The organism is Cytobacillus sp. (assembly GCF_032154635.1).
In the GTDB taxonomy this organism is placed as follows: domain Bacteria; phylum Bacillota; class Bacilli; order Bacillales; family Cytobacillaceae; genus Cytobacillus.
Map to the genome: position 1 here is coordinate 18,566 of NZ_JALDXW010000013.1, position 24,836 is coordinate 43,401.

Below are 24,836 nucleotides of genomic sequence, written 5' to 3' on the forward strand. Positions count from 1 at the left end.
CCTAGTCTCATCAGAATGTGGTATAATACAACTCTATAAAAAGAGGGAAAATTCAATTAATTATAATGACTATAAATCCTCTTTTTACTACTATAATGTTCATGAATCCATTCAATCAATCAGTAAATTTCTAACTATTGTATGGATAAACAACAGTTTTCATATATTTGTTTAAAAAGAATAGGAGGAAGGATAACCAATATGGATAAAAATATCGATAAGCGAGTGCGCAGGACAAAAACACAATTAAAACAAGCTTTTATTAAATTGATGGAAGAAAAAAGCTACGATCAAATTACCGTAACGGACATTGTGAATCAGGCAGACTACAATCGGGCAACCTTCTACCGGCACTATAATTTTAAAGAAGAATTGGCAAAAGAGATAATCTCTGACAAGACGATGGAACTCATTGAAACATTTAAATATCCCTACAAAAGAAAAGAACTGATTCACATGAATGCTTTATCTCATTCAGACATTATCATATTTGACTACATTATGGAAAATAAAGATTTCTACAGGCTTTGGGAAAAATTCAAGTCAGTCCCTGAATTTGAGGAGTCGTTCTTGCACTCCATTGCAAAGTTTTTCAAAAAGGACATTATTCTATTAACACCCAATGATTCAAACTTGGATAACCATCTTTATACCTCCTTTTATGCCAATGGGATTCTAGGGTTGATCATGGACTGGATAAAAAACGGACTTGAACCAGACCCGGACTATATGGCAAAGCAGCTTGTAAAAATTTTAAATTACTATCCTGCAGAATGTTTATAGGAAACAGGAAAACTCGTGTTCTCCCTTAATATACGTTAGCTATACAAACGGATTATAAAAACGATTGCCATCATGAAAGGTAACAACCATCGCAGTCACAAAAATGAGACCAAATGCTGCCAGAGTAACATAATCCCCCGCCTGAAAGGGACGTGCACGATACCAGGTTCGCTGATTATTTTTTCCAAATCCACGAAGTTCCATCGCATTGCTTATGGTCTCAATCTTATCCATGCTAGATAAAATAAGCGGAAATATAATGGATGCCGCATTTTTAATGCGGATGGGCAATTTTTCTTTTTTGGACATATCAATCCCCCGAGCTTGCTGCGAAAGTGCGATGTTCCGAAAATCCCGTTGGATATCAGGAATATAACGAAGTGCCAAAGCAACAGCATAAGAAATTCGATAACTCACACCAATTTTGTTTAATGAGGCTGCAAATTCACTCGGATGAGTCGTCACAATAAAAAGTAAAGCGACTGGGATAACGGCAAAGTATTTTAGCGTCACATTACATTGGTAAAAAATTTGTTCGATTGTAACAGTATATCTCCCTGCTATCTCAAATAAAACATGACTGCTGCCATAGATTTTCACTCCCTCTTGAGGAGAAAACAGATAGATAGCAAGATTATTGATGAACAAGAAGACCAAAATAAATATAAGAACAAATGAAACTTCAGATACTTTTATCTTTGAAATCATGAAGATGAGAATACTAAAGACAAAAAGAAAAGCAAGAATACGGGTATCATATGTCAGCATAGCAGCTGACGACCATACAATAAAGCAAATGAGCTTTGTTACACCAGTTAGCTGATGAATAGGAGATTTTCGATCAATATACGATAGCATCTCTACTGCCATTTCTTTCTAACCTCCCGATCATATGCAATATAATGCTCAACAAATGCCTTCGGTTCCTTCATCCCCACACGTTTCGCTAGGACTAATAAAGAGGTCTCCTTTAAATTTGCCAAACTGGTAATCTCTGAATCTGTTAAAATCAATGATGGCTGTTTATCAGCAATGATTCGCCCCTTGTCAATGACGATCGCACGTGTCGTATATTCTAGCATTAAATGCGTATCATGCGTGATTAGTATAATCGTCATTCCTTGGCGATTTAATTCTGCCAAAAAGTCCATCATTTCCGTATAATGCCTCAGATCTTGTCCAGCTGTAGGCTCGTCCAAAATCATAACCTCAGGCTCAAGCACTAAAATGGATGCAATCGTCACACGTTTCTTTTGCCCAAAGCTTAATGCAGATATGGGCCAGTTTCGGAAAGGGTATAACCCACAAATTTTAAGCACTTTCTCTACTTGCTTCTTCGCCTCATTCTCAGGGACACCTCGAATATTAAGACCTAATGCTACTTCATCAAAAACGATATGCTTGGAAATCATATGGTTCGGGTTTTGCATCACCATACCAATCCGAAGGGATCGTTCCTTAATCGTATCACCAGTTACATCTTGTTCATTAAACAAGATACTTCCTGAGCGCGGCTTTTCAAATCCGCAGATGATCTTTGATAAGGTTGACTTTCCCGCTCCATTTTTACCAACAATGCTTACCATTTCACCTTTCTTAATAGACAAAGTAATTCCTTTGATTGTTTCATGACCGGGTGCATAACTAAAAGAAATATCTTTTAAATCTAGGGCTGGTGATTTCCCTTCCTTTGGCACAACTTGATTACCAGCCTTAAACCAATCCAGAAGTTTATCTTTGCAGCTTTCAATGGAAAATGAGTGCAGTTGAGAAGGCTTCATGTCCTCCTTCACTTCACATCCAGCATATTTAACAGCCCTCACATATAATGGCTCACGAATATGGCTAGCTTCTAAGATTGAACTAGACAAAAGCTTATCTGGAGACATATCAGCAACGATACGGCCATCATCCACAACAATAATCCGATCCACATGACGATGCAGCACATCCTCTAAGCGATGCTCAATAATAACGACTGTCTTATTCGTTTCTTTATGAATTCGATCAATCAATTCAATCGCATATTGGCCAGTCGCAGGATCAAGGTTTGCAAGTGGTTCGTCAAATAAAATAATTTCAACCTTATCCACCATCACACCTGCCAGTGATACTCTTTGCTTTTGTCCTCCTGATAGATGATGAATAGAGGCAGGCAAATACTCATTCATCTCTACTGTTATGGCAGTCTCTTCCACCAGCTTCTTCATGGTCATTTGATCCGTACAGTCATTTTCTAATGAAAAAGCAATATCCTCTCCTACCGTAAGTCCAATAAATTGACCATCAGGATCCTGCAGAACGGTGCCGACTATTTTCGAACGAGTAAAAATATCTAAACTTTGCGCATCTCTTCCCAGGATCTTTAGGCTTCCAGTCACTTCCCCTTTATAAGAAAAGGGAACAAGCCCGCTGATACAATGACCAATCGTGCTTTTCCCTGAACCAGAAGGCCCAACTATTAATACCTTCTCACCTTCGTAAACCGTAATATTTATATTATTTAAAGTCGGTGCTGTCTGACTATGATACTTAAAACTATAGTCGTTAAATTCAATGACTCTCTTTTTCATTTTTTTCTCCTAATAATTAATCTATAATTCTCTAGTCAAACTATTGCTTCGACTCCGTGTTTTTGCATAACCTGCTAGTAATAATGTTCCAATCACACCGACTGTGACCATATTTGACAAACCGGCAAAAAGTCCTTGCAGGAATACTTTATTTGCTGGCTCTGCATAGATTAAAATATCCAATGCCGGTGCGAGTAAAAACCAGCCAATCCCTTGAGCGATCACCTGAACAATGTTAAAAGTAATTATCTTTTTCGTATGAAATACCCCTGATTCAATGTCCATTTTCTTTGCCGCAAGACCGATTAAAAGCCCTACAATCATCGATACAACTACCCAGCTCCACCAAACAGAGCCATACGATATCGCATCATTCAGTGCATGCCCGATTAAGCCAATTAATCCACCAGCAATCGGACCAAAAACAACAGCCATTAAAGCTAAAAATGCATAAGATGTTTGAATCGTGGTATTTGGAACCGGTGAAGGTATGGCAGCAAATTTCGCCAGGATAATAAATACTGCTGCTCCTATTCCTATTGCCACAATCGTTTTAATAGATAACTGATTTTTTTTCAAGGTACACATCTCCTTTTATCATATCGTATTTAATTATATGCAATATTCTGAACCTTTTGTATATAAATTTTCCAGTTCGCACCTGATTGGACACGATAGGCCTCTGCGAAAGAGCCTTGATTCAAGGCAACACCTATTTTATCCAGTGAATTTACATAAAGCAGCGGTTCACCTAAATGACTATCAGCAAATGACCTTCCAAATGTCATAATATTTTTATAGACTTGACTTGTTTCATTTTCGATCTTAACTTCGAAAGAATCACCATACTTAATTTCCAATTGTTTAAACAGCTCGCGGTCAATATTGGTCCAAAGATTACCGAACCGAATATCAAGAATATCAATGTTTCCTGTAATTTTCCCTTTTTTCAAGCTGGCTTCTGTTAATGGCAGCTCAATAATAGAGCAAACATCAATCTCAGTACCTACTTGTTCAAAAGAAATGACTCCTGTTGAGAGTCTGGCACCAGTAAAAGCATATACATCACGGCCATGAAATGTATAAGACTCCCCAGACTTTGGCAGACGATTCACATTTTCATCTATAATTCTCGCTTCTACTATGCCAATATGCTTCTTTATCTGTGTGAGCGTTCCATTGTCAGGGGTTACAATGTAATGATTTGTTGCTGTTTTTGCCACGATGCTTCTTCGTTCAGATCCCACACCTGGGTCAACAACAGATACGAAAACTGTCCCTTCAGGCCAATAAGCAATTGTTTGATATAAGCGATAGGCTCCTTCCCAAATATTATATTGGGGAATTTCATGGGTTAGGTCAAACACCCGAACGGAAGGATCTACTGACAATGCAACTCCATACATCGCGCTCACTGCACCATCACCCGTACCAAAATCTGATTGTAAGACTAAAAAATTATTCATGTTAGCTCCTCCATTCATCATTATCTCTTATTAAAAAAACAAAAAACCACGTCAATATCCAACTGGATAAGGACGTGGTATATTCACGTGGTACCACCTTACTTTACTGTTTGCTCACACAAAACAGCCTTAACAAGTACATGGGCAGATCAATCACCCGAAATACTGTGGTATGGATAACGAGTACCAAATCTCGTCGGAACCTACTCATACCTATCGATACTTTCAGCACGAAACTCAGAGGCCATTGTTCGGATCAGTATTTTTGCTTCTTTTCAGCTACCGAAGCTCTCTGTGTAAAATAGCTTAACCCTACTTTTTCTCTTCATCGTCTTTAGTTGTTTTCGAAAAAATAACACAATTCAAAATTTATTATTTTTGATTATAAGTGATACATAAATATTGTGCAAGATAATTTTAAATAAATTTATTTTACTGCTGTGTTTCCGTTGCTGGCTTGCCCGCTTCCAATAGTATTTTGCTTCGGCCTAAAAGACTTGCTAGTACTACCATGAATACACCTGTTCCTATTAGCAGCCATTCAATTTTAATAAAGTCTGCAATTGGACCGAATATGAGCATGCCAAGCGGCATCATTGAGGTTGAGATCATTCCCATTACCCCAAACACTCTGCCTAAATAATCCTCTTCTATTTTCTCCTGCAGTAAGACTGTCGCAGGGGTGTTAAAAATTGGCATAGCCACACCAAACAGAGCCATGAAAACTAAATAAATCCAAAAACCAGGAACAACGCCAAGTGCAAATGTACATACTCCCATTATGACACTTGCCAATCCCATTGTTTTCACTTTATTTGAAAATCCTCCCCATGAAGCGATGATTCCGCCACCGACCATCATTCCAATGGAGAAGGCAATTTCAATCGCAGTCAGTCTCCACACGTCATCGCCAAAGCTGCGTGTCACCTGCAACGGTGTCAAAAAGGCTGCAGGTGCCATCAGTACAAAGAAGACGGCAAAGAAGAGAAAGAATTTCTTCAGAAAGTTGTGGTTATTCACATATTGTAAACCTTGTTTAAAGTCACTAAAGTAGCTTGTTGTTTGTTTTTCTGCTGCCTTCTCATGTACAGAGATTTTTAAAAAGGCAAGCAGTGTAACAATCGCGATGGCTGCAGTAATGACATCAATAAAAAATATCATTTCTATTGAGGCGAACCCTAATAAGGCTGCACTCACCATCGGAGATACGAACATGATAACGGCTTGAATACTGCCATTTGCACCGTTCACCTTTGTCAGCTTATCCTTTGGAACAATTTGCGGTAAGATGGCTCCAACTGCTGGTGTTTGAATGCCTGTTCCAAAGGCACGAATAGCAGCCATCACAAAAAGAAGCCAAATGGAGTCAAATCCCATTAAAAAGAGAATAGCTAGAATAAGCGTGGCAAATGCAATCAGTCCATCCGCTAGCATAATCAGCATTTTTCGGTTATACCGATCCGCCCAAACCCCGGCAACGGGTGATAAAAGAAAAGTCGGTATAAAACCGCAAATAATATACAACGTCATCATCAAACCTGATTCCGTCGTTAAAGTGATATACCACATAATAGCGTATTGAACTAAGGATGATCCAAAAAGCGAGATTGTTTGGCTAGTTAAAAAGAGAACAATATTCCTTTGCCAATTCTCCTTACGATTTTCCATAATTGTATTCATTAATTAACAACCCATTTCCTATAAATTTTTAAATAACTCACCTACATCCATAAGATGGTATCGTTTAAATTATTCCATTAATTTTTAAAGACAACAAAAAAGAGGGCAGACTCATCCCCCTCTTTTTTAATAACCGTTAAATATAGGCTTCCTTAAAAATAGACAGACCAATCCCGTTGCTCTGAACATAGGCAGAGCTATCAAGCGTATGAAATTAACGAATGATAAATGGGAATCTTAATCTCATTGATGCTGTCAAAAGGAAAACCTCCATTTCATTTATAAGTGAGTTAATCATAACAAAATAGCTTTTTTAATACAAATATTTCTTTATATTTCACTATGTTTTTTTTACTTGCTCTAAAAAGTTTTAGTATCACCTTATTTTTCTAATATAAGGGATAAAATTATTTCACCCCACATATCTTTCTGCAAAGGAAAATCGTTATTTACATGAATATATTAATTGGGTGGAGGAAAAAAATGAAAGTTCTTATATTAGGAGGCACTCGATTTTTAGGAAGAGCTTTAGTCGAAGAAGCATTGGCAAGAGGGCATGAAGTCACCTTGTTTAATCGCGGCACGAATAAAGAAACGTTTCCTGAAGTTGAACAATTGATCGGTGATAGAAATGGTGAGACAGCACTGCTAAAAAGCAGGAAATGGGATATTTTAATAGATACATGCGGATTTGCTCCTCATCAAATAAGAAAAGTTGCAGCTGTTCTGGGGGATAACATCGAACATTATACATTTATCTCAAGCATCTCTGTTTATAAAGATTGGATTCCACTTAATATAACGGAAGACTATCAGTTATTAACTTCACTGCCGGAGGATAAACTAGCTGATGCCGAAGCAGGTAAACTCTCCCCTTACGAATATTATGGAGAGCTGAAAGCATTATGTGAAGCAGAAGCAGAAAAGCATTGGCCTGGCAGCGTATTACATGTTAGGGCAGGTCTGCTTGTCGGACCTTTTGATTATACAGATCGTCTCCCCTACTGGATTCAACGTGTTGCAAAAGGCGGAAACATTTTGGTGCCTGGACGTTCAGCCCGCCCTGTTCAATTGATTGATATAAAGGATACAGCAGCATGGATTTTTCATATGGCGGAAAATAAAAAAGCCGGTACATTCAATGTAACGGGTCCAAATGAAGTATTGACTATAGAAAAGCTTTTGAACACTTGCAAAATGGTTACAAATAGCAATGCCAGCTTTGTATGGGCAGAAGAAAAATTTTTATTGAAGCATAAAGTCCAGCCGTGGACGGAGATGCCACTATGGATACCTGAAAACTCCCCATTAGAAGGGGAAGCCAAACCGTGGACGGGCGCTTTTTCTTTCAATATTGAAAAAGCAGTTCATGCTGGGCTTGCCTTTCGACCTCTTGAGGATACGATTTACGATATCTATCAATGGGAGAAAGCAAGGAAGAACAATGAACGAAAAGCGGGGATATCACTCGCAAAAGAGCAGGAGCTGCTTGAGCTATGGCTACAGGAAGGCAGAAAAGGGACAATTGAATTAAGTTAATTTACTTCCCATCCCTCTTTTTTTGTGTATAAAAAATAAATCGGCATTCTGATTAAGGGTAGCATAAATAGTCGGTCTGATTCATTGAGCAAGCCTTTATGTACGAAGAAATAACCAGCGCAGCGAAATGAACCAGACCGACATTTACATATTTGGTTGGGAGCAGATGCTTATTTATTTCCTTTAAGGATCGTCTCGATTCTTTGTAGCTTCTGAACAACATCCGGATGAATTTGATTCTCTCCCTCTATTATCAACTGATCTCCTTCAGCATTCAAAAACACTTCATGAATAGACCTAAGCTGATTCATTTGCTCTAACGTTGGTGGATTTATAGCCATTTGGTTAAGCAAATCAACCACATTAGTTATGGAAACGCGAAGGGCTGGATTCAATTCGCCGACAGTCTCAAACAAAATTTGAGCATTTCTAAGGTCAGCAAGGATAGGGTCAAAGAGCATCGTCCGTTCCTGAAGATCGTGTAAATTGCTGTCACTAGCTTCTAAAGCTTTTATGACTTTATCTTTTAACGTCCCCTTCATTAATGTGTAAGCATCATTGAAAAAAGCGTAGGAAGCAGGCTGATTATATTGATCAAACATATTCTCTTTTTTAAATACAGTTTCTTTAACAAATCCACCTGCATCGGGATCGAATGAAAATTTATGAATAGATTTATTTGCATGCATTTCCTCAAGCATCACGATCCCTGGTTTCCCATCAAAAATTGCTGGACTAAAATCTATTGAGCCTAGCTGAACATAATTATTATATAGGGGATAAGATTGTTCGCCATCTTTTACTACCAATAACCAAGTTTGTCCATCGTCCCAGGCAAATCCTCCGTTTTCCATTTTCTCGGCATTCACATATAGTTCAATTATTTCCTCTTTTTCATCCATATCGATATCATAGATTCGTTTCTTATATAACGATCGTGGGTATTCTTCAATAGCCTTTGCAATGAAAACTGAGCTATCATTTGAAGTTGTAAGCTCCATTTCTTTTCTTTGTTCTTCCACCGTGTTTTTGAGGGTACTATTTTCTATAGAAAGCTGTTCTATTTGCCTTTTTAGTTCGCCTATTTCATCCCCTTCTCCTCCAGTAGTTTGCATGGAGCACCCAGCCAATGTGCCGCTGATAATTACACATGCTATACCAGATAACCATTTTTTCATTACCATTCCCCCTTTAAATTCTCTTTTTACTTTTATTGAATGAAAATACAGGTAAAAAGTATAAGATTCTAATCGCTTATAACAAATCAATATATTCTAAATTTTAACACAAGTTAATCCATCTAAACTAAAAATTAATTAGTACCTCCTTTCTAACCTATGCTACTTAAACTACATGCATATCCAAATACATCCTTATCCTTCACAAAAAAACTGCACCCTCAATGGCAGTTGCTCCTAACCATTTGGGTACAGTTTTTTAAACTATATTAAGCTACCTTTTTAAATTCAATTCTTTTACCTTTTTTACGCCATTCTTTATATTCAGCTGCTGCTGTGAAGAGTGCGTCAGTAGATGAATTAAGAGCTGTTTCAAAAGAGTCTTGGAGCACACCGATAATAAATCCTACGCCAACTACCTGCATAGCCACATCGGCGGGGATTCCAAATAAGCTGCACGCTAGAGGAATCAGTAATAACGATCCACCGGCAACTCCTGAAGCACCACAAGCACATACAGCAGATAATACACTGAGAATAATAGCTGTAGGAAGATCAACTTGAATGCCAAGAGTATGAACTGCTGCAAGGGTCAAAACAGAAATCGTAATAGCAGCGCCGCCCATATTGATGGTTGCACCTAATGGGATGGAAACAGAATAACTATCTTTATTTAAACCAAGATCATGACATAATTTCATGTTTACAGGAATGTTTGCAGCCGAGCTGCGTGTAAAGAATGCTGTAACTCCGCTTTCCTTAATACACTTAAAAACAAGCGGATATGGATTTTGCCTGATGAATGCAAATACAATAATTGGATTCACTACTAATGCAACAAATAGCATACAGCCAATTAATACAGCTAGCAATTTCCCATAGCCCAGCAAAGCATCCAATCCATTTGCTGTAATTGATTCAAATACTAATCCCATAATTCCTAGTGGAGCAAATTTAATCACCCATGTAACTAATTTCGAAACTGCATCAGAAAAATTAGTAATGAATGTTTTTGTTGAGTCCGCAGCATTTTTTAACGCCAAACCTAAAAGCACAGCCCAAGCCAAAATACCAATATAGTTCGCATTAAAGATAGCTTTTACTGGATTATCAACAATATTGAGAAGCAATGTTTTAATGACCTCAACAACGCCGCTAGGAGGTGTCACACCTTCAGCACCTTTAACAAGCGTTATACTAACTGGGACCAGGTAACTAGCAATAACAGCAATCAATCCAGCTAAGAATGTTCCTAAAAGATAAAGAATAATAACCGATTTCATATTCGTTTTCTGTCCACTCTTATGCTGAGCAATAGCAGACATAACCAAAAAGAGTACAAGTACCGGTGCAACAGCCTTCAAAGCACCTACAAATAATGAACCAAAAATGACAATTGGTTTTGCTGTTTCCGGGATTGTCAAAGCTAGAATAATACCTATTATCAAACCTACAATAATTTGTTTCACCAAGCTCAATCGATTCCACTTTTTAAATAAGCTTTTCATAGATGTTCCCCCTTAGTAAAAATCGCAAGAATGTTTTCGTTTTTAATAGAATGTTCATCAAAAATATTATGAGAAACTAAGATAGCAGCTTTACATTTGCTTAAGTTATAGAGGACTATCTAAAAGTTTAGCTTACGGTGTTCATACAGATCTCTGGGGCTATTCACATTTTAAACGGACACCTCCACGCTATTCCTCCCCAGGAGGACATTTGTCCTCTGTACAAATAGTATTATACTTACTTTTTTAATATATTACAATACTATTTTTTAATTGGGATTCATTTTAATTCATAAAAGATTCAAATAATATTAATTAGCCCTCTTTTCTATTAACTTTTTTCTGGAAATACTAATTGTCATTACATATTCATGCAATAAAAAAAATAGTGCTTGATCTTTTAAACACTGCCGATTTTAGTACTGCCAAATTGGGATTCACTTCATTTCATTCTTTAAACGTTAAACCTACTTCTTGCAAGGAACTTCTCATCATTGGCAAAGAAGCTGGTCCAATGCCATGGAGTTTTAATATTTCTTTTTCTGTGAATTTAGATAGTTCTTCTAAAGTATCAATCCCTTCATGAACCAATGCATTTCTCGCAGGTGAACTAAGTTTCGATAGGAAGCCAGTTTCAGGCTTATCCTCTTTATCACAGGTAGGACAGCTTGAACAATCGCTACTTTTATAATACTTATGGCCTTTTTCACATACCCTTAAACTTTTATTAACTGGCAATATAATTCCTCCTTTTCAATTCACTTTTTTATATTATCCATATTGTATACTAAATTTTACTATCTGATATACACTCTGTATGCCCAAGATTTACTCTCTCCGTTAGTCAATTCTTGCAGATACTCATCTCATTTAATAGACCTTATTGAATATGATTTAAAGAAACAGAAAATACTTTTAATATCCTATCGAGAAGTGGAGTTTCTAAGACATGAAGATGGAATACTTTTTCCTAACTGGCATGTGGATTTTCGGTTTAATTGGCTTCATTCTGTTTATTCCGCGTAAAGATCGACGTAAGGGTTTCTTAGCACTCATGATGTTTCAAGCAATCATCTGGCTATGCGATATGCCTTCTTTTCAATATGGTTTGTTAAGTGCACCTTTTCGGGAATTTCCCAAAGCGACCGATCTGGCACTTACAATCAATTATTTTTTTTATCCGGCCTTGTTTTCCATATATTACATCAATAAAAAAGAAAAAGGCACAATATGGACGAGCTTTACATACTTTTTTCTTTGGGTCACTTTGATCACATTATTTGATATTATGATCGAAAGATATACGGATTTACTAAAATATGGATTGCTGACATGGTATGGGATGTGGATTTACATTGCGCTTCTTTTTTACGTTAGTCAGATCTGCTGTAATTGGTTTTATAAAGAAAAAGCCTTGCTTCAAACAGAACGGCAGGAATCCTAATGCGAGTTGAATGGTGGATCATATTGTCAGTGTACGCGTTATCAACAGGCATTCTTTTCTTTATTCCCAAAAATAAAATTCGACTTGCCGTCGTAGCATTTCTATTCAAACAGATTATTACATTTCTTATAGGTTTAGTTGTCGTCGAGTTAGGGCTGATTGAATATCCCATTCGATTATTTGCTTCGATCAATCGGACGAGCTTTACGTATGAGTATTATGCTTTTCCGGTCACATGCGCCCTCTTTACCGTCTGGTATCCCAATAATCGAGGAAGGTTTATTCAACTAGGTTATTATGTTGGATTCACTTCTATTTTAACTATCGGTGAGGTCATTATTGAAAAATACACCGATCTCATAACATATATACACTGGGAATGGTATATATCATGGATTACAATTTGCTGTTCCTTTTTTATTACCCGCTTATTTTGCATTTGGTTTTTCTCGAAATCGGCAGACAATTTATTGTAAATCAAATGTGGCTGTCGTATTGTTTATCGTCACTTGTTTATTTTTGGTGTTTGGAAACACTTGAATGAATTTTTCTCAAAGATATCTGCCTGAATCGTTCCTTCACTTCAATAGTTGGAGGAGCTTAATTGTTAAAAATGATGTGGGACAAGGTTCCTGTCCCCATGTCCCACCATGAGGTGAACGTATGGAACAAGCTGCTTTGATTATAATTACCGTTATTCTTGGGCTTGGCATTTTTTCTCAATGGCTGGCATGGCGAGTTCAGTGGCCGTCGATTGTGATTATGTCTATTGCTGGTTTACTGATTGGGCCAATCTTAGGCTTGATTAATCCAAAAGAGGCTTTAGGTGAGCTATATAGCCCGATGATTTCTCTAGCGGTCGCCATTATTTTGTTTGAAGGAAGCTCAAGCCTTGATATTCGTGAAATTAAAGGAATTTCCAAGTCCATTTTCCGAATTGTTACAGGTGGTGCGTTTTTAGCTTGGATTGGGGGTTCGCTGGCTGCCCATTTTATTGCCGGATTAAATCTGGAAATTTCCTTTATTATTGGCGGTTTATTTGTTGTAACCGGACCAACTGTCATCATACCGCTGCTGAGACAGGCAAAATTAAAGCCCCGTACAGCTGCCGTTCTAAAATGGGAAGGGATCATTGTTGACCCTGCAGGCCCTTTATTAGCCCTTTTTGCTTATCAAGTCATAAAAGTAATGACAAATGAAAACCTTTATTTTCACCAATTGTGGAATTTCTTTATTGGTGCATTAATCGCTGTCTTACTGGGATACATAATTGGCTTTGCAGTCAGTATTCTAGCTGGAAAGGGGCTCATTCCAGAATACTTAAAGTCTCCAGTTATTCTATCCTTTGTGCTGATTTGCTTTACCATCGGCGAGGTGGTCATGCATGAAACAGGCATGCTGGCAGTGACAGTCATGGGACTAACGCTAGGACGGACAAAAAAATATGTATCTTCCATTGGAAGCATCAGTCATTTCGTCGAGAATATCTCAGTACTGCTAACATCTACGATTTTTATTTTACTCACATCATCGTTAACAAGAGACATAATGACGGATGTATTTACATTGCCAATTATCGGCTTTGTGCTAGTCATGCTGTTTCTTGTCCGTCCGTTATCAATATGGATATCTACAATTGGCACAGAGCTGACTATTGCGGAAAAGCTGTTGATTGGCTGGATTGCTCCGAGGGGAATTGTTGCATTAACGGTCTCCGGTTATTTCGCTTCCATCCTTCTAGAGGATGGTTATAAGGATGCTGGCATTCTAATCGCATTAACCTTCGCACTTGTAATCATCACCGTTTGTGCACACGGGTTCACAATTGGTCCCATTGCAAAAAAACTCGGCCTTGCCAGTACAGAGCCACCTGGAATTCTTATTGTTGGGGCGAGCAGCTTTTCTGTAGCTTTAGCAGATCAAATCAAACAAATGGGTATCCCTGTCATCATTATCGATTCCTCAGGAGACCGTCTGTGTCCTGCCGATTTAAAAGGCATCCATACCCATAAAGGAGAAATCCTTGCTGAACATACACAATACGATATCGATCTCACCCAATATGAGACTCTTCTTGCGATGACAGGAGATGCAGCCTACAATGCACTCGTTTGCCAGTCCCATATCCCAGAGTTCGGCTACCAGAACACCTTTGCTCTGCCTGTTAAGCCGAATCATCAATTGAATCATAAGGAATTGCCAATCTCCCTTAAGGCACACTTATTATTTGGAAAAGACGCAACATTTACAGAGCTAAACAGAAAAATCAATATTGGTTACCGTTTAAAATCCATTAAGATGAAGAAAAAGGATAAAACCCTAAAAGATTTACTCCCAGAAGGAGTCACGCCCCTTTTCATAAAGAACAAGAAGGATACCCTGACTTTTGTGACAATGAAAAAAAGATTTTCTCTAGATGAAGGGGACGAGCTAGTTGTATTGACTAATGATGAAGAAAAGACCGTCTGATCGCAGCAGACGGTCTTTTTTTAGGCGTATAAGCCTAACGGGTTAGAGGAGAGCGGCATTACATGCTCTACTGCTCGACATTGTAAATATTGAAATGATCATGCAGCCTGATCTAAATTTTGTACTTTTGTAATCTGAGAGAATTTAGTACAACTGACACAGAACTGAAAGCCATAACCGCACCAGCCAGCCAAGGGGCTAATAGTCCGAACATTGCAAATGGGATACATATAATATTGTATAGAAATGCCCATACAAAATTTTGCCGAATATTGGTCATTGTTGCTTTGCTAATCTTTATTGCTTCTACAACCTTACTTAAATTTCCTTTAATAATAGTAATATCACCAGCTTCAATCGCAATATCAGAGCCTGTCCCCATTGCCATGCCGATATCAGCTACTGTTAAGGCAGGTGCATCATTTATCCCATCTCCAACCATAACAACTTTTTTCCCTTCGTTCTGCAGGCGTTTGATCATTTCTGCTTTGTTCTTTGGGGTGACATGCGGCTGAACATTTTCGATTCCCGTCTTTTCAGCAATATCCATTGCAGCCTCCTTGTTGTCACCTGTCAGCATGATGACCTCCATTCCCATCTCCCTCATGCCAGTAATTGCACTCTTGGACGATGGTTTAACTTCATCTGCAACAGCAATCACCCCGGCAACAAGATTGTTTATCGCTATGACCATCACTGTCTTACCTTCTTGTTCCAGTCTTTTAATCTCTCTGTCAGCTCTATTGGGAATATACAAGTTATTTTTATTAAAATAACTAGGGTTAGAGATTAATACATTTTTTCCATTTACAGATGCCTTGATTCCATACCCAGGGATTGAAAGTACTTGGCTTGGAACAGGATTCGTTAGTCCCCTTTTTTTCGTTTCATTTACAATTGCTTTGGCAATTGGATGCCCCGAATCTCCTTCCACAGCACCTGCAATCTCCCAAAATTCACGTACACTGCCATAATCAATGTACGCGTCTGTGACTACAGGCTCTCCTTTTGTGATCGTTCCGGTTTTATCTAGTACGACCGTGTTGCTTTTTCCGAGAACCTCTAGATATTTTCCCTCCTTAAAGAGAATACCTGCCTGAGCTGCTCGTCCACTCCCAACCATCACTGATGTAGGAGTTGCCAATCCAAGAGCACATGGGCAGGCGATAATTAATACCGCAATCATTTTTTCTATTGCCTCACTAACAACTCCAGGTTCAATGACTAGATACCACAGAAAAAAGGTAACTAATGAAATCAAAATAATTACTGGTACAAAAACACCTGTAATTTTATCAGCTATATGCTGAATGGGCGCCTTCGAGCTTTGAGCTTCCTCAACAATACGAATAATTTGTGACAAAGCAGTCTCTGATTCTTTTTTCGTAACACTTACTTTCAATGTTCCGTTCTGATTCATTGTCCCTGCATACACTTCAGCGCCCATTCCTTTTTCAACTGGTATGCTTTCCCCTGTCAATAAGGATTCATTAATCATGGAGTATCCTTCAATAACTTGTCCATCTATAGGGATCTTTTCACCGGATTTAATGATTACCACGTCCCCAGGTACGATCTTATCAACAGGGGACTGATATTCCATTCCATTTACATACAATCTGGCTGTTCTTGTTTGTAATTGGTAAAGCTTCTTAATTGCCTCAGTTGTTCTCATTTTCGTTCTAGCTTCGAGAAATTTCCCCAACAAAATAAATGTAATAATGAATGCACTTGTTTCATAAAACAATTCAATCGAATGCGTGCTTCCTAGTGTATTTATATTTGTAAAAGTTACATAATGACTATAAAAAAAGGCGGCTGAAGTACTTAACACAACTAAGACATCCATATTAGCACTTCCGCTTTTCAATGATTTCCAAGCTCTTTCATAAAATTGGAACCCGATAATAAACTGAATGGGAATGGTAATCGCAAATTGAAATAGTGGATGGACAAATAAATACGGAACTTTAATAAAGGAAGCCCACTTAAAGTGAGTAAACATTGCCCACGCCAAAGGGACTGTTAGTAGTGCGGATAGTAAAAGCTTCCACTTAAGTATCGTAATTTCTCTCATTTTATCTATTTCTGTCTGAAGATTACTCTTTCTATCAATTTCTGCATCAAAACCAATCTTTTTTATTTTATTAATAATTTCATTCATGTTTGTCAATTTATTACTATATGTGACCCGGCCCTTTTCTGTTGCTAAATTTACAAGTATTTCCTCTACCCCGTCTATTTTTGAAACTGCTTTTTCTATTCTTGCCGCACATGCTGCACAATGCATGCCTTTTATCTCTAAATGGTTTGTTTCTTTCATGCTTCCATTTCACCTCTCTTTTTGTCGTCAAATTAATATATTCTATTAAATAGAGGGACGCTTTAGAACCATTTCTCTAGTATTCAATAGAAATGATAGATAAAAAAGACCAAACTTCAAATGCTATTGAAGTTTGGCCTTTTTCATGCATTCATTAACCGCTTTTCTTCACATAAGACTCTTTTTCTTCACTTCTATTCTGTGAGGATACCAGTAAAGCCATTTTATGCAGTCCTAACATAATAAAGCCCGCCATAACTTGATCATACTTTGTATTAAATGGAGGTGGAAGGATATTAAAGGAATTGGATTGAGATGGAATACAAAGATGAGCTGTTATTTGTGTAAGGAAGGGATTGTTTATCCCATTAATTAAGGCGCTAAATATAAAAAATAAACAAGCTGGCAATAATAGTACGCTACTTAGAACGGCATATTGTTTTTTTCTCGTTCCACTAAATCGTTTCTTCGGGTCAGGTGACACGAATGGCCACCACATACGTAAGGACAAAAGGAATAACAAAAGCATATATCCATTGTGAATGTATGAATCTAATGAAAAGATTTTTAAAAGAAAAGGCAAATGGTACATAAAAAATAATATTGAAAAAACAATTAATGCAACCCTTGGAGACAATGTCCATTTGCTTAATTTGTCTATAATCGTGAATTTCTTTATCCTATTAAATATATTTCCAGGTATCGCTAATACTAGCATTGGCGGGATAACAAAGTATAAAATACTCATTTGGATCATGTGTAAACTAAATGAAAGATGACTTATCGTTGTTAGCGGACTCCCGATGGTTACGTATATCAATCCTATACTAAGGAAAAAGAAAAGAGGCTGCTTATGGGAAATCTTTATTTCTGTCAAATGATGGACCAAAAATGAATAAATAATCGCAATTCCTATAAAAATCACTAACAATGGCATATTCCATACGAATTGACCCTCTAGTAGAAAAATATTGAACATGTACATCCCCACCTTTTCGGAATTTATGCTCTCGACTCCCATGGTTAGGAATAGCCTTTTTCCCGACTCCCTTCTTTTATAGACATAATTCCAATTAAGCCAATGATGGAGAAAATAACTGGAGTGATAAACCCATAGTAATATCCATTACTGATACTGCTTGAAGCATGCTGAAAATGATCCAGCACCATTCCCATAATACTCGGCAGCAAGACCGCACTTAGAAACCCGCCCGTATTAGCAACACCAGAGACAACACCTGCTTCTTCTATTGGAAAGGTCTGGCGTACAACAGCAAAAGTTAAGGCACTGGCTCCATAGCCAAAACCAATTAGAAAGAAAAGCAAATAAAGCATCAAAAAGGGAGGCATTCCTTTGAATAATAAAAAGGTGCACCAGCTCAATAATATCGTCAAATGCACAACAATATAGGGCCGCTTGATTGTTCCCAATCGGCTTGAAATCCAACTCGTCAGAGGCGCGCCGATAAGTGCCCCAATAAGCCCAACCATTATGAGCTGACTGGCAGCTGAACGTGTCATTCCATATACACCCATCCCATAAGGCACTGCCCACGAACCGATAAATCCTACATATGCGCCGACTACACCAAAGTGGCAAAAGAATAATGCCCATGCCTGCCGACTCGAAAATATTCTGCGTAATAAAACAGACATTTTTTCACGCTTCAGCCCATCCTTTACAGTGGCCGATTCGCTAAAATGAATTTGTTTTGGCTTTTGTATAAGTACATAATAAAGAAGAATTCCACAAAGACATAATAGAATACCAGCTGAAAAAAATGCTGCCCTCCAGCCAAGTAATTGAATCCATGCTGAAAAAGGGACAGTCGCCAAAAGAAACCCAAGACTTCCAGTCATACCTGCTATGCCAATTAAGCGAACAAATTCCTTCACTTTAAACCATTGCCCCAAAATTAACACCATATTGACCCAGATTGTTGCATCCCCCGTACCTGTAAGGATTCTAGCAATGAACAGCACGAACTCATTCGTACCCAGACTATAAATGATTGTACCTGCCCCCGTAAGAAAGGCGCCGATAATTAGAAAAAAATTGGGTCCATAACGATCAGCCAATATGCCCATTGGAATTTGCAAACCAGTGTAGACAAAAAATTGAATACTTGTCAGTAACCCGATCGTTGATGCGGTTACACTAAAATCCCTCATCACTTGGTCTGTAATTAATCCTGGAGCCGTCCGCTGGCTCGCCATTAATAAATAAGTAAACAGAACAGAAGTAAATACACTCCATCTAAATCGACTATTTTGTTTGTCCAATGATTCCTACCCCTGTTCGCTTTTACTCTTATATATATGGATTTCCTTTAACCATAGAAATAAATTATTTAAATAAATAAAAAGTCTGAACCGGTGAGCCATCAAGCCCTATGCGGCACAATCAATCCAACAAACCGATTTATTCCACCCCCTTACAATGATTGCATCCTCGAAGAAAAAATAGTAAACTTTACGTAACTTAATTAAATTAATTAATTAAGTTACTATGATAATGAAGCAAGAGAACCGTCCCTTTGCTTCTCATTAAGGAGGCAGCATAAATGAGCCAAACAGCCCATTTAACGGGTAAGTTTCAGTCGATTTTTCATACGACAAAGACTCCTAGAACCTTCTTTGCTCCTGGAAGGATTAACTTAATCGGCGAACATACAGATTATAATGGCGGTCATGTTTTCCCAGCTTCTATCTCTTATGGCACATACGCATTAGGAAGCAAACGGGATGATCAAAAGTTACGTTTTTATTCGTTGAATTTCCCAGAAACCGGTGTGATTGAATGCAATTTAACTGAATTAGCTTTTAATGAAAAGGACAGCTGGGCTAACTATCCTAAAGGAATGACTCTATTTATGCAAGAATCAGGATGTGAAATTCTTCAAGGTGCTGACATCCTGTTTTATGGAAATATCCCAAATGGCGCTGGCCTTTCCTCTTCGGCATCCATTGAACTGGCAACAGGTGTTTTACTAAATGGATTATTTGATTTAAAAAAGGATCGGATTAAAATGATTCGCCTTGGACAAAAGGTTGAAAATCACTATATTGGGGTGAATAGTGGGATTATGGACCAATTTGCCATCGGTATGGGCAAAAAGGATCATGCAATCCTCTTAAACTGTCAAACATTAGAGTACAAATACGCACCCATTGGATTGAATGATTATGTCATTATGGTTATCCATACGAATAAACGCCGCACATTAGCTGGGTCGAAGTATAACGAGCGGCGAATCCAATGTGAACAGGCATTAAGCGATTTACAGCAGAAACTTTCTATTAGTAGTTTAGGCGAGTTAACGCCAGCAGAATTTGAGATACATAAACATCTTATTCGTGATGAGATCACTCAAAAGCGTGCAAAGCATGCTATATATGAAAACGCCAGAACGTTAGAAGCTTTGGAAAAACTACAACAAGGGGAACTCCATCATTTTGGAAAATTAATGAATGAATCTCATCGATCATTAAGGGATGATTATGAAGTTACAGGCCTTGAGCTTGACACGATTGTTGAGACTGCTTGGGAACAAGATTTCGTTTTAGGCGCACGGATGACAGGAGCTGGTTTTGGCGGCTGTGCAATTGCCATTGTTAAAAAAGACAAGGTAAATGAGTTTAAATATACTATTAACGCGATTTATAAAGAAAAGATTGGCTATGACGCAACCTTTTACATTGCTTCGATCGGTGACGGTGCAAAAGAAATCTTAGAGGAGTGCTAATATGAGTGTATTCGTTTTAGGTGGAGCTGGTTATATATGCTCCCACGCAGTCTCTCAATTAAATGATCAAGGTGAGAATGTGGTTATTGCTGGCTCAAAAGAAGCAAAACTAGTATTAGGCTGGAATCCAATCCGAACCTTTGTTACAAAAATGTTTAAAGTTGTATGGAAGTGTCACACCACTCATCTAAAAGACAATAATAAGGAAGTAAACGGATGATTTACCAGTATATAGAGGGACTCATTCAGAAGGCTTTGGAAGTAGACTTAATTGAACCGGCCGATCATTTTTTTGTTCGAAACCGATTGATGAGTTTACTAGGATTGGAGAACTTTCCAGAAGCTGTCGACTCAATCAGCATGGATACTATCCCAAATCTCGTTGAAAAGATCATCACTTATGCGATTGATGAAAACGTGATCCAAAATGTTTTTGATGACAAGGAAATACTTGCAGCCAATATTATGAATTGCTTTGTACCAATGCCTTCCGTCGTCAATGCAACATTCGAGCAAAAATATAAGGATTCACCACTCGCTGCGACCGATTATTTTTACAACCTGAGCAAAAACAATAATTACATCCAGCTAAATCGAATCGCGAAAAATATTTCCTATAAAGTTTATACCCCATACGGTCATATGGATATTACTATCAATTTATCCAAGCCCGAAAAGGACCCTGAGCAAATTAAGCGGGAACATAAGATGAAGCATGAAAACAATTACCCAAAATGCCTTTTGTGTATAGAAAACGAAGGATATTCAGGAAGGACTAATTATCCTGCACGCGCCAATCACCGGGTCATTCGTGTCCCTCTGTTAGGAGAGAATTGGTATTTGCAGTATTCACCATATGTTTACTATAACGAACACTGTATTTTATTCTCCGAGGAACATCGTCCGATGAAAATAGGTCGAGAGGCATTTGAAAGATTACTAACTTTTACTGAGAAATTCCCCCATTATTTTATCGGTTCAAATGCCGATTTACCTATTGTGGGGGGCTCTATTTTAAGCCATGATCATTACCAAGGCGGAAACTATGAATTCGCAATGACTCGAGCGGCGGATGATTTTTCCTTTGAGTTAAAGGATCATCCAGCGATTAAAGCCTCTGTCATTAAATGGCCGATGTCTGTCATTCGCTTACGGGCAAAGAATATCCGTCCCCTTATCAAGGCAGCTGATCACATCCTGCAAACCTGGAGAGGGTATTCTGATAAGCTAGCAAATATCCTAGCGTATACAGGGGAAACGCCACATAACACCATTACTCCCATCGCACGAAATCGTGATGGAATTTTCGAGATAGATTTGGTTCTAAGAAACAACCGAACGACTTCCGAACACCCGCTTGGTCTCTTCCATCCACATGCAGATGTTCATCATATCAAGAAGGAAAATATTGGACTCATTGAAGTCATGGGGCTAGCTGTACTGCCACCAAGATTGAAAAAAGAAATAACTGATATTCAGAAAGTCTTATTAGGAACATCCAATCAAGTCGCCAACTATCATTCTGAATGGGTTAAGCAATTGAAAGCAAAATATGGAACTCGATTGAACAAAGAACAGGCAGATTCCATTTTACTAAACGAGCTTGGAAAGAAATTTGTAAGATGCCTTGAAGATGCTGGAGTATTTAAAGAACATGGAGCATTTAAGCGATTCATTCATACTTTAAACAAATAGGTGGAAGAATGATGAGAATAACGACAAAAGTAACGAATGGGAAATGGAAGGAATATACATTAGTAAATGACAGCGGTATTTCCATGAATGTCTTGAACTACGGCGGCATCATTACAAAAATTATGGTTCCGGATCAAAAAGGGAACATTGAAAATGTCGTCCTTGGGTATCGAGATTATCGAGACTATGAATCTAACCCTCATTACTTCGGTGCAATCATCGGGAGAGTTGCAGGCAGAATTCAAGGCGCTTCCTTTAAAGTGGAAAATAGAACCTACCCACTAGCAGCTAATAATGGAAAGAATCATTTACATGGAGGCCCTAATGGGTTTCACCAAGTTATATGGGATACTGTCCCTTTTCAAACTCAAGATGCAATTGGTTTAAAACTAATCTATAAAAGTGTCGATGGTGAAGCTGGATATCCTGGTAACCTAAAGATGATAATAACCTATACACTAAATAATAAGAACCAGCTTTCTCTTGATTATGCTGCAACTTGTGATCAAACGACTCCCCTTTCATTGACGAATCACTCTTATTTTAATTTGAGTGGAAATTTAAAAAATACAATCCAAGATCATCATGTTACAATAGCAAGCAGCAGGTTTGCTGAATTAAATGAAGACTTGATACCTACTGGAAAACTTGTTGATGTTGATGAGACTCCCTTTGATTTTCGTAATAGTGGTCTTGTTCTAGGCACTGGGTTTAACAGTACCTTTATGCAAAATCGGATTGTCGGAAATGGGTATGATCATTATTTCATTTTTGACAATAAGTTAGCAGAAGCGGTGGCAACATTAGAAGAACCAACCAGCGGGCGCGTAATGTCAGTAAAAACCGATCAACCTGGAATGGTCATGTATACCTCGAATGCGATGGATACGGAATGGACATTACGAGAGGGCCCCTCGCGGAAATATCTTGGTATTTGCTTTGAAACCCAAGCTTCACCAGCATCCCTACATCATCAGGGGTTTCCAAATGTAATAGTAAAAGCTGGAGAAAAGTATGAAAAGCAGACGGTATTTTCATTTAAATAAAGCATTAGTAGTTTCCGTCGCTTTATTTTCGCTATTGTGCATATTAAACAAAAAAATAGGCTGGACCCCTTTAAATTTAGGGTCAGCCTATTTTCCCCAATGGATCAAATAATTCATCCAACAGTAATGCAACGGCTCCCAACAATGTTACATCGTCTCCCAACCTTGTGACGGTCACTTTTGTCTTTTTCACCTCAGTTGTTAAACTTCTTTGCTGAATCGTTTCGATGAGGGCTGGCATAATAAATTTTTCACTTTTCATCACTCCCCCACCCAAGACAATTTTACTCGGGTTAACAAGATGAATTAAATTGGTTAAACCGATTCCGATCATCTCACCTGTTTCCTGTAGTAAATGAACACAATCTGCATTTCCCTTTTGTGCAAACTCAAATATTTCTTTAGCAGTTAGTTCACCTTTTGTTCCCTGCTTTCTTGCCCTTTTTGCAATCGAAGAACCACTTACAAGCGTTTGCAGACAACCTTGATTTCCACACTCACAAACGTCTCCATTTATATCAATCGTCATATGACCAAGTTCACCAGCAATTCCCTGGGCCCCATGATATAATTTTCCATTTATGATCACTCCGGCCCCTACCCCGCGTCCAATATTCACCGCTACCATGCTATCTACTTCACCATGTCCTCCAAACCATGATTCTCCTAACGCCATTGCCCTGGCATCATTTTCCACTTTAATCGTTAGGTTAAACTCCTCTTCCAGCGCTGCTTTTATTGGTATATTTCTTAAGTTTAATATCGGAGCTACAAGTGAAGTGCCTGTTTCTATATCTACTGCCCCATGCATAGCGATCCCGATTCCAATTATTTTATCTTGATTCATATTAGATATTTGTAAAATTTCACGAATACTTTCCTTTAAAATTGAAAGAAACTGTTCATTTGTGATAGGGTTTGATAGCACACTAGAAGTTCTCTCAATTGTTTTACCTGTTAAGTCAGTGAGGATACATTCGACTTTCTCCGGTCCCGCATCTATCCCTATGACATAAAAAGCATGTGTATGAATATGCAGCATAGTCGGTTTGCGTCCTCCACTTGATTGACCAAGCATGCTTTCCCTTACTAATCCCTGATCGATTAATTCTTTAACAATACTACTGACCGTTGGGGGAGTAAGACTCGTTTCTTTCGCAATCTGTGCTCGTGAAATAGGCTCAGACAAACGAATTTTATTCAAAACGATGGATTTATTTACTGACTTCATTAATTTGAATGTGCCACGCTGCATCGAAAAACCTCCACAAAACTAACATTTCTCTTATTATAACGTATATCAATAGTTAATTAATTTAACTAAGGATACTTTCGAAAACACAAACTTTATTTAATAATCAAAACAACTATAAAGGACGACGAATT

Annotated in this window: 20 protein-coding genes, 1 pseudogene and 1 other annotated feature; of the genes and pseudogenes, 9 read left to right on the top strand and 12 right to left on the bottom strand. The window is 38.0% G+C overall.

Annotated features, from left to right (window positions below):
- Positions 1 to 201: 201 nt before the first annotated feature.
- On the top strand, positions 202 to 783 hold the full coding sequence (locus RUH74_RS11090) for a TetR/AcrR family transcriptional regulator (RefSeq protein ID WP_313800370.1): 582 nt from the start codon (positions 202 to 204) through the stop codon (positions 781 to 783).
- A gap of 39 nt (positions 784 to 822) precedes the next feature.
- Here the strand turns inward: RUH74_RS11090 and RUH74_RS11095 are convergent, their stop codons facing one another.
- The 5 genes from RUH74_RS11095 to RUH74_RS11115 form a co-directional block, all read right to left on the bottom strand.
- Positions 823 to 1,653, bottom strand: coding sequence for an energy-coupling factor transporter transmembrane component T family protein (locus tag RUH74_RS11095; protein ID WP_313800371.1), 831 nt, complete (start codon positions 1,651 to 1,653; stop codon positions 823 to 825).
- The gene (locus tag RUH74_RS11100) at positions 1,644 to 3,356 is read right to left on the bottom strand and encodes an ABC transporter ATP-binding protein (protein ID WP_313800372.1); all 1,713 of its coding nucleotides are present in this window, start codon (positions 3,354 to 3,356) and stop codon (positions 1,644 to 1,646) included. Before RUH74_RS11100 ends, RUH74_RS11095 begins: the two co-directional genes overlap by 10 nt.
- 21 nt (positions 3,357 to 3,377) lie before the next feature.
- Complete coding sequence (locus RUH74_RS11105; protein WP_313800373.1) at positions 3,378 to 3,935, bottom strand: ECF-type riboflavin transporter substrate-binding protein; 558 nt, start codon at positions 3,933 to 3,935, stop codon at positions 3,378 to 3,380.
- Between the two features lie 29 nt (positions 3,936 to 3,964).
- On the bottom strand, positions 3,965 to 4,822 hold the full coding sequence (locus RUH74_RS11110; RefSeq protein ID WP_313800374.1) for an SAM hydrolase/SAM-dependent halogenase family protein: 858 nt from the start codon (positions 4,820 to 4,822) through the stop codon (positions 3,965 to 3,967).
- 65 nt (positions 4,823 to 4,887) lie between these two features.
- Positions 4,888 to 5,160, bottom strand: a binding site (T-box leader).
- Between the two features lie 94 nt (positions 5,161 to 5,254).
- Positions 5,255 to 6,502, bottom strand: a complete 1,248-nt coding sequence (locus tag RUH74_RS11115) for an MFS transporter (protein ID WP_313800375.1) — start codon at positions 6,500 to 6,502, stop codon at positions 5,255 to 5,257.
- Positions 6,503 to 6,985: 483 nt separating this feature from the next.
- On the opposite strand from RUH74_RS11115, the gene RUH74_RS11120 reads away from it, so the two are divergent.
- Entirely contained in the window at positions 6,986 to 8,041 is a 1,056-nt protein-coding gene (locus RUH74_RS11120; protein ID WP_313800376.1) for an SDR family oxidoreductase, read from the top strand.
- A 170-nt stretch (positions 8,042 to 8,211) separates the two neighbouring features.
- Here the strand turns inward: RUH74_RS11120 and RUH74_RS11125 are convergent, their stop codons facing one another.
- The 3 genes from RUH74_RS11125 to RUH74_RS11135 all read right to left on the bottom strand — a co-directional run bounded on the left by RUH74_RS11125 (position 8,212) and on the right by RUH74_RS11135 (position 11,465).
- Complete coding sequence (locus RUH74_RS11125) at positions 8,212 to 9,219, bottom strand: hypothetical protein (RefSeq protein WP_313800377.1); 1,008 nt, start codon at positions 9,217 to 9,219, stop codon at positions 8,212 to 8,214.
- Between the two features lie 269 nt (positions 9,220 to 9,488).
- Positions 9,489 to 10,727: a serine/threonine transporter SstT gene (sstT, locus tag RUH74_RS11130; protein WP_313800378.1), complete on the bottom strand. Its 1,239-nt coding sequence runs from the start codon at positions 10,725 to 10,727 to the stop codon at positions 9,489 to 9,491.
- Positions 10,728 to 11,174: 447 nt separating this feature from the next.
- Positions 11,175 to 11,465, bottom strand: coding sequence for an RNA polymerase alpha subunit C-terminal domain-containing protein (locus RUH74_RS11135; RefSeq protein ID WP_313800379.1), 291 nt, complete (start codon positions 11,463 to 11,465; stop codon positions 11,175 to 11,177).
- 211 nt (positions 11,466 to 11,676) lie between these two features.
- Between RUH74_RS11135 and RUH74_RS11140 the strand changes: the two genes are divergently transcribed.
- The 3 genes from RUH74_RS11140 (at position 11,677) to RUH74_RS11150 (ending at position 14,640) form a co-directional block, all read left to right on the top strand.
- Positions 11,677 to 12,171: a CBO0543 family protein gene (locus RUH74_RS11140; protein WP_313800380.1), complete on the top strand. Its 495-nt coding sequence runs from the start codon at positions 11,677 to 11,679 to the stop codon at positions 12,169 to 12,171.
- Positions 12,171 to 12,647 (top strand): CBO0543 family protein, encoded by a 477-nt coding sequence (locus tag RUH74_RS11145; protein WP_313800381.1) that lies wholly within the window; start codon positions 12,171 to 12,173, stop codon positions 12,645 to 12,647. Before RUH74_RS11140 ends, RUH74_RS11145 begins: the two co-directional genes overlap by 1 nt.
- Positions 12,648 to 12,834: 187 nt before the next feature.
- Positions 12,835 to 14,640 (top strand): cation:proton antiporter, encoded by a 1,806-nt coding sequence (locus RUH74_RS11150; RefSeq protein ID WP_313800382.1) that lies wholly within the window; start codon positions 12,835 to 12,837, stop codon positions 14,638 to 14,640.
- 112 nt (positions 14,641 to 14,752) lie between these two features.
- Here RUH74_RS11150 and RUH74_RS11155 read toward each other — a convergent pair whose 3' ends face one another.
- From RUH74_RS11155 to RUH74_RS11165, 3 genes are all read right to left on the bottom strand, one after another.
- Positions 14,753 to 16,963: a heavy metal translocating P-type ATPase gene (locus RUH74_RS11155; RefSeq protein WP_313800383.1), complete on the bottom strand. Its 2,211-nt coding sequence runs from the start codon at positions 16,961 to 16,963 to the stop codon at positions 14,753 to 14,755.
- Positions 16,964 to 17,117: 154 nt separating this feature from the next.
- Positions 17,118 to 17,942, bottom strand: coding sequence for a cytochrome c oxidase assembly protein (locus RUH74_RS11160; RefSeq protein ID WP_313800384.1), 825 nt, complete (start codon positions 17,940 to 17,942; stop codon positions 17,118 to 17,120).
- A gap of 44 nt (positions 17,943 to 17,986) precedes the next feature.
- Positions 17,987 to 19,246, bottom strand: coding sequence for an MFS transporter (locus RUH74_RS11165; RefSeq protein ID WP_313800385.1), 1,260 nt, complete (start codon positions 19,244 to 19,246; stop codon positions 17,987 to 17,989).
- A 281-nt stretch (positions 19,247 to 19,527) separates the two neighbouring features.
- Here RUH74_RS11165 and RUH74_RS11170 point away from each other — a divergent pair, with 281 nt between their 5' ends.
- The 4 genes and pseudogenes from RUH74_RS11170 to RUH74_RS11185 all read left to right on the top strand — a co-directional run bounded on the left by RUH74_RS11170 (position 19,528) and on the right by RUH74_RS11185 (position 23,450).
- Positions 19,528 to 20,709 carry a galactokinase gene (locus RUH74_RS11170; protein WP_313800386.1) on the top strand — a complete coding sequence of 394 codons (1,182 nt, stop codon included), beginning with the start codon at positions 19,528 to 19,530 and terminating at the stop codon, positions 20,707 to 20,709.
- Between the two features lies 1 nt (position 20,710).
- Positions 20,711 to 20,812: pseudogene (locus tag RUH74_RS24165) on the top strand (UDP-glucose 4-epimerase GalE); the annotation flags it as partial.
- Positions 20,813 to 20,925: 113 nt separating this feature from the next.
- The gene (galT, locus tag RUH74_RS11180; protein ID WP_313800388.1) at positions 20,926 to 22,404 is read left to right on the top strand and encodes a UDP-glucose--hexose-1-phosphate uridylyltransferase; all 1,479 of its coding nucleotides are present in this window, start codon (positions 20,926 to 20,928) and stop codon (positions 22,402 to 22,404) included.
- An 8-nt stretch (positions 22,405 to 22,412) separates the two neighbouring features.
- Positions 22,413 to 23,450, top strand: a complete 1,038-nt coding sequence (locus RUH74_RS11185) for an aldose epimerase family protein (protein WP_313800389.1) — start codon at positions 22,413 to 22,415, stop codon at positions 23,448 to 23,450.
- 82 nt (positions 23,451 to 23,532) lie between these two features.
- On the opposite strand, the gene RUH74_RS11190 is transcribed toward RUH74_RS11185, so the two are convergent.
- Positions 23,533 to 24,705, bottom strand: a complete 1,173-nt coding sequence (locus tag RUH74_RS11190; RefSeq protein ID WP_313800390.1) for an ROK family transcriptional regulator — start codon at positions 24,703 to 24,705, stop codon at positions 23,533 to 23,535.
- Positions 24,706 to 24,836 lie beyond the last annotated feature (131 nt).

What these genes read in the sequence shown, in the direction of transcription:
- RUH74_RS11140 (WP_313800380.1), top strand. Translation starts at nt 11,677, where the DNA reads ATGAAGATGGAATACTTTTTCCTAACTGGCATGTGGATTTTCGGTTTA.
- galT (WP_313800388.1), top strand. Translation starts at nt 20,926, where the DNA reads ATGATTTACCAGTATATAGAGGGACTCATTCAGAAGGCTTTGGAAGTA.
- RUH74_RS11155 (WP_313800383.1), bottom strand. Translation starts at nt 16,963, where the DNA reads ATGAAAGAAACAAACCATTTAGAGATAAAAGGCATGCATTGTGCAGCA.
- RUH74_RS11170 (WP_313800386.1), top strand. Translation starts at nt 19,528, where the DNA reads ATGAGCCAAACAGCCCATTTAACGGGTAAGTTTCAGTCGATTTTTCAT.
- RUH74_RS11110 (WP_313800374.1), bottom strand. Translation starts at nt 4,822, where the DNA reads ATGAATAATTTTTTAGTCTTACAATCAGATTTTGGTACGGGTGATGGT.
- RUH74_RS11100 (WP_313800372.1), bottom strand. Translation starts at nt 3,356, where the DNA reads ATGAAAAAGAGAGTCATTGAATTTAACGACTATAGTTTTAAGTATCAT.
- RUH74_RS11185 (WP_313800389.1), top strand. Translation starts at nt 22,413, where the DNA reads ATGATGAGAATAACGACAAAAGTAACGAATGGGAAATGGAAGGAATAT.
- RUH74_RS11115 (WP_313800375.1), bottom strand. Translation starts at nt 6,502, where the DNA reads ATGAATACAATTATGGAAAATCGTAAGGAGAATTGGCAAAGGAATATT.
- RUH74_RS11125 (WP_313800377.1), bottom strand. Translation starts at nt 9,219, where the DNA reads ATGAAAAAATGGTTATCTGGTATAGCATGTGTAATTATCAGCGGCACA.
- RUH74_RS11145 (WP_313800381.1), top strand. Translation starts at nt 12,171, where the DNA reads ATGCGAGTTGAATGGTGGATCATATTGTCAGTGTACGCGTTATCAACA.
- RUH74_RS11095 (WP_313800371.1), bottom strand. Translation starts at nt 1,653, where the DNA reads ATGGCAGTAGAGATGCTATCGTATATTGATCGAAAATCTCCTATTCAT.
- RUH74_RS11190 (WP_313800390.1), bottom strand. Translation starts at nt 24,705, where the DNA reads ATGCAGCGTGGCACATTCAAATTAATGAAGTCAGTAAATAAATCCATC.
- RUH74_RS11090 (WP_313800370.1), top strand. Translation starts at nt 202, where the DNA reads ATGGATAAAAATATCGATAAGCGAGTGCGCAGGACAAAAACACAATTA.
- RUH74_RS11150 (WP_313800382.1), top strand. Translation starts at nt 12,835, where the DNA reads ATGGAACAAGCTGCTTTGATTATAATTACCGTTATTCTTGGGCTTGGC.
- RUH74_RS11120 (WP_313800376.1), top strand. Translation starts at nt 6,986, where the DNA reads ATGAAAGTTCTTATATTAGGAGGCACTCGATTTTTAGGAAGAGCTTTA.
- sstT (WP_313800378.1), bottom strand. Translation starts at nt 10,727, where the DNA reads ATGAAAAGCTTATTTAAAAAGTGGAATCGATTGAGCTTGGTGAAACAA.
- RUH74_RS11160 (WP_313800384.1), bottom strand. Translation starts at nt 17,942, where the DNA reads ATGTTCAATATTTTTCTACTAGAGGGTCAATTCGTATGGAATATGCCA.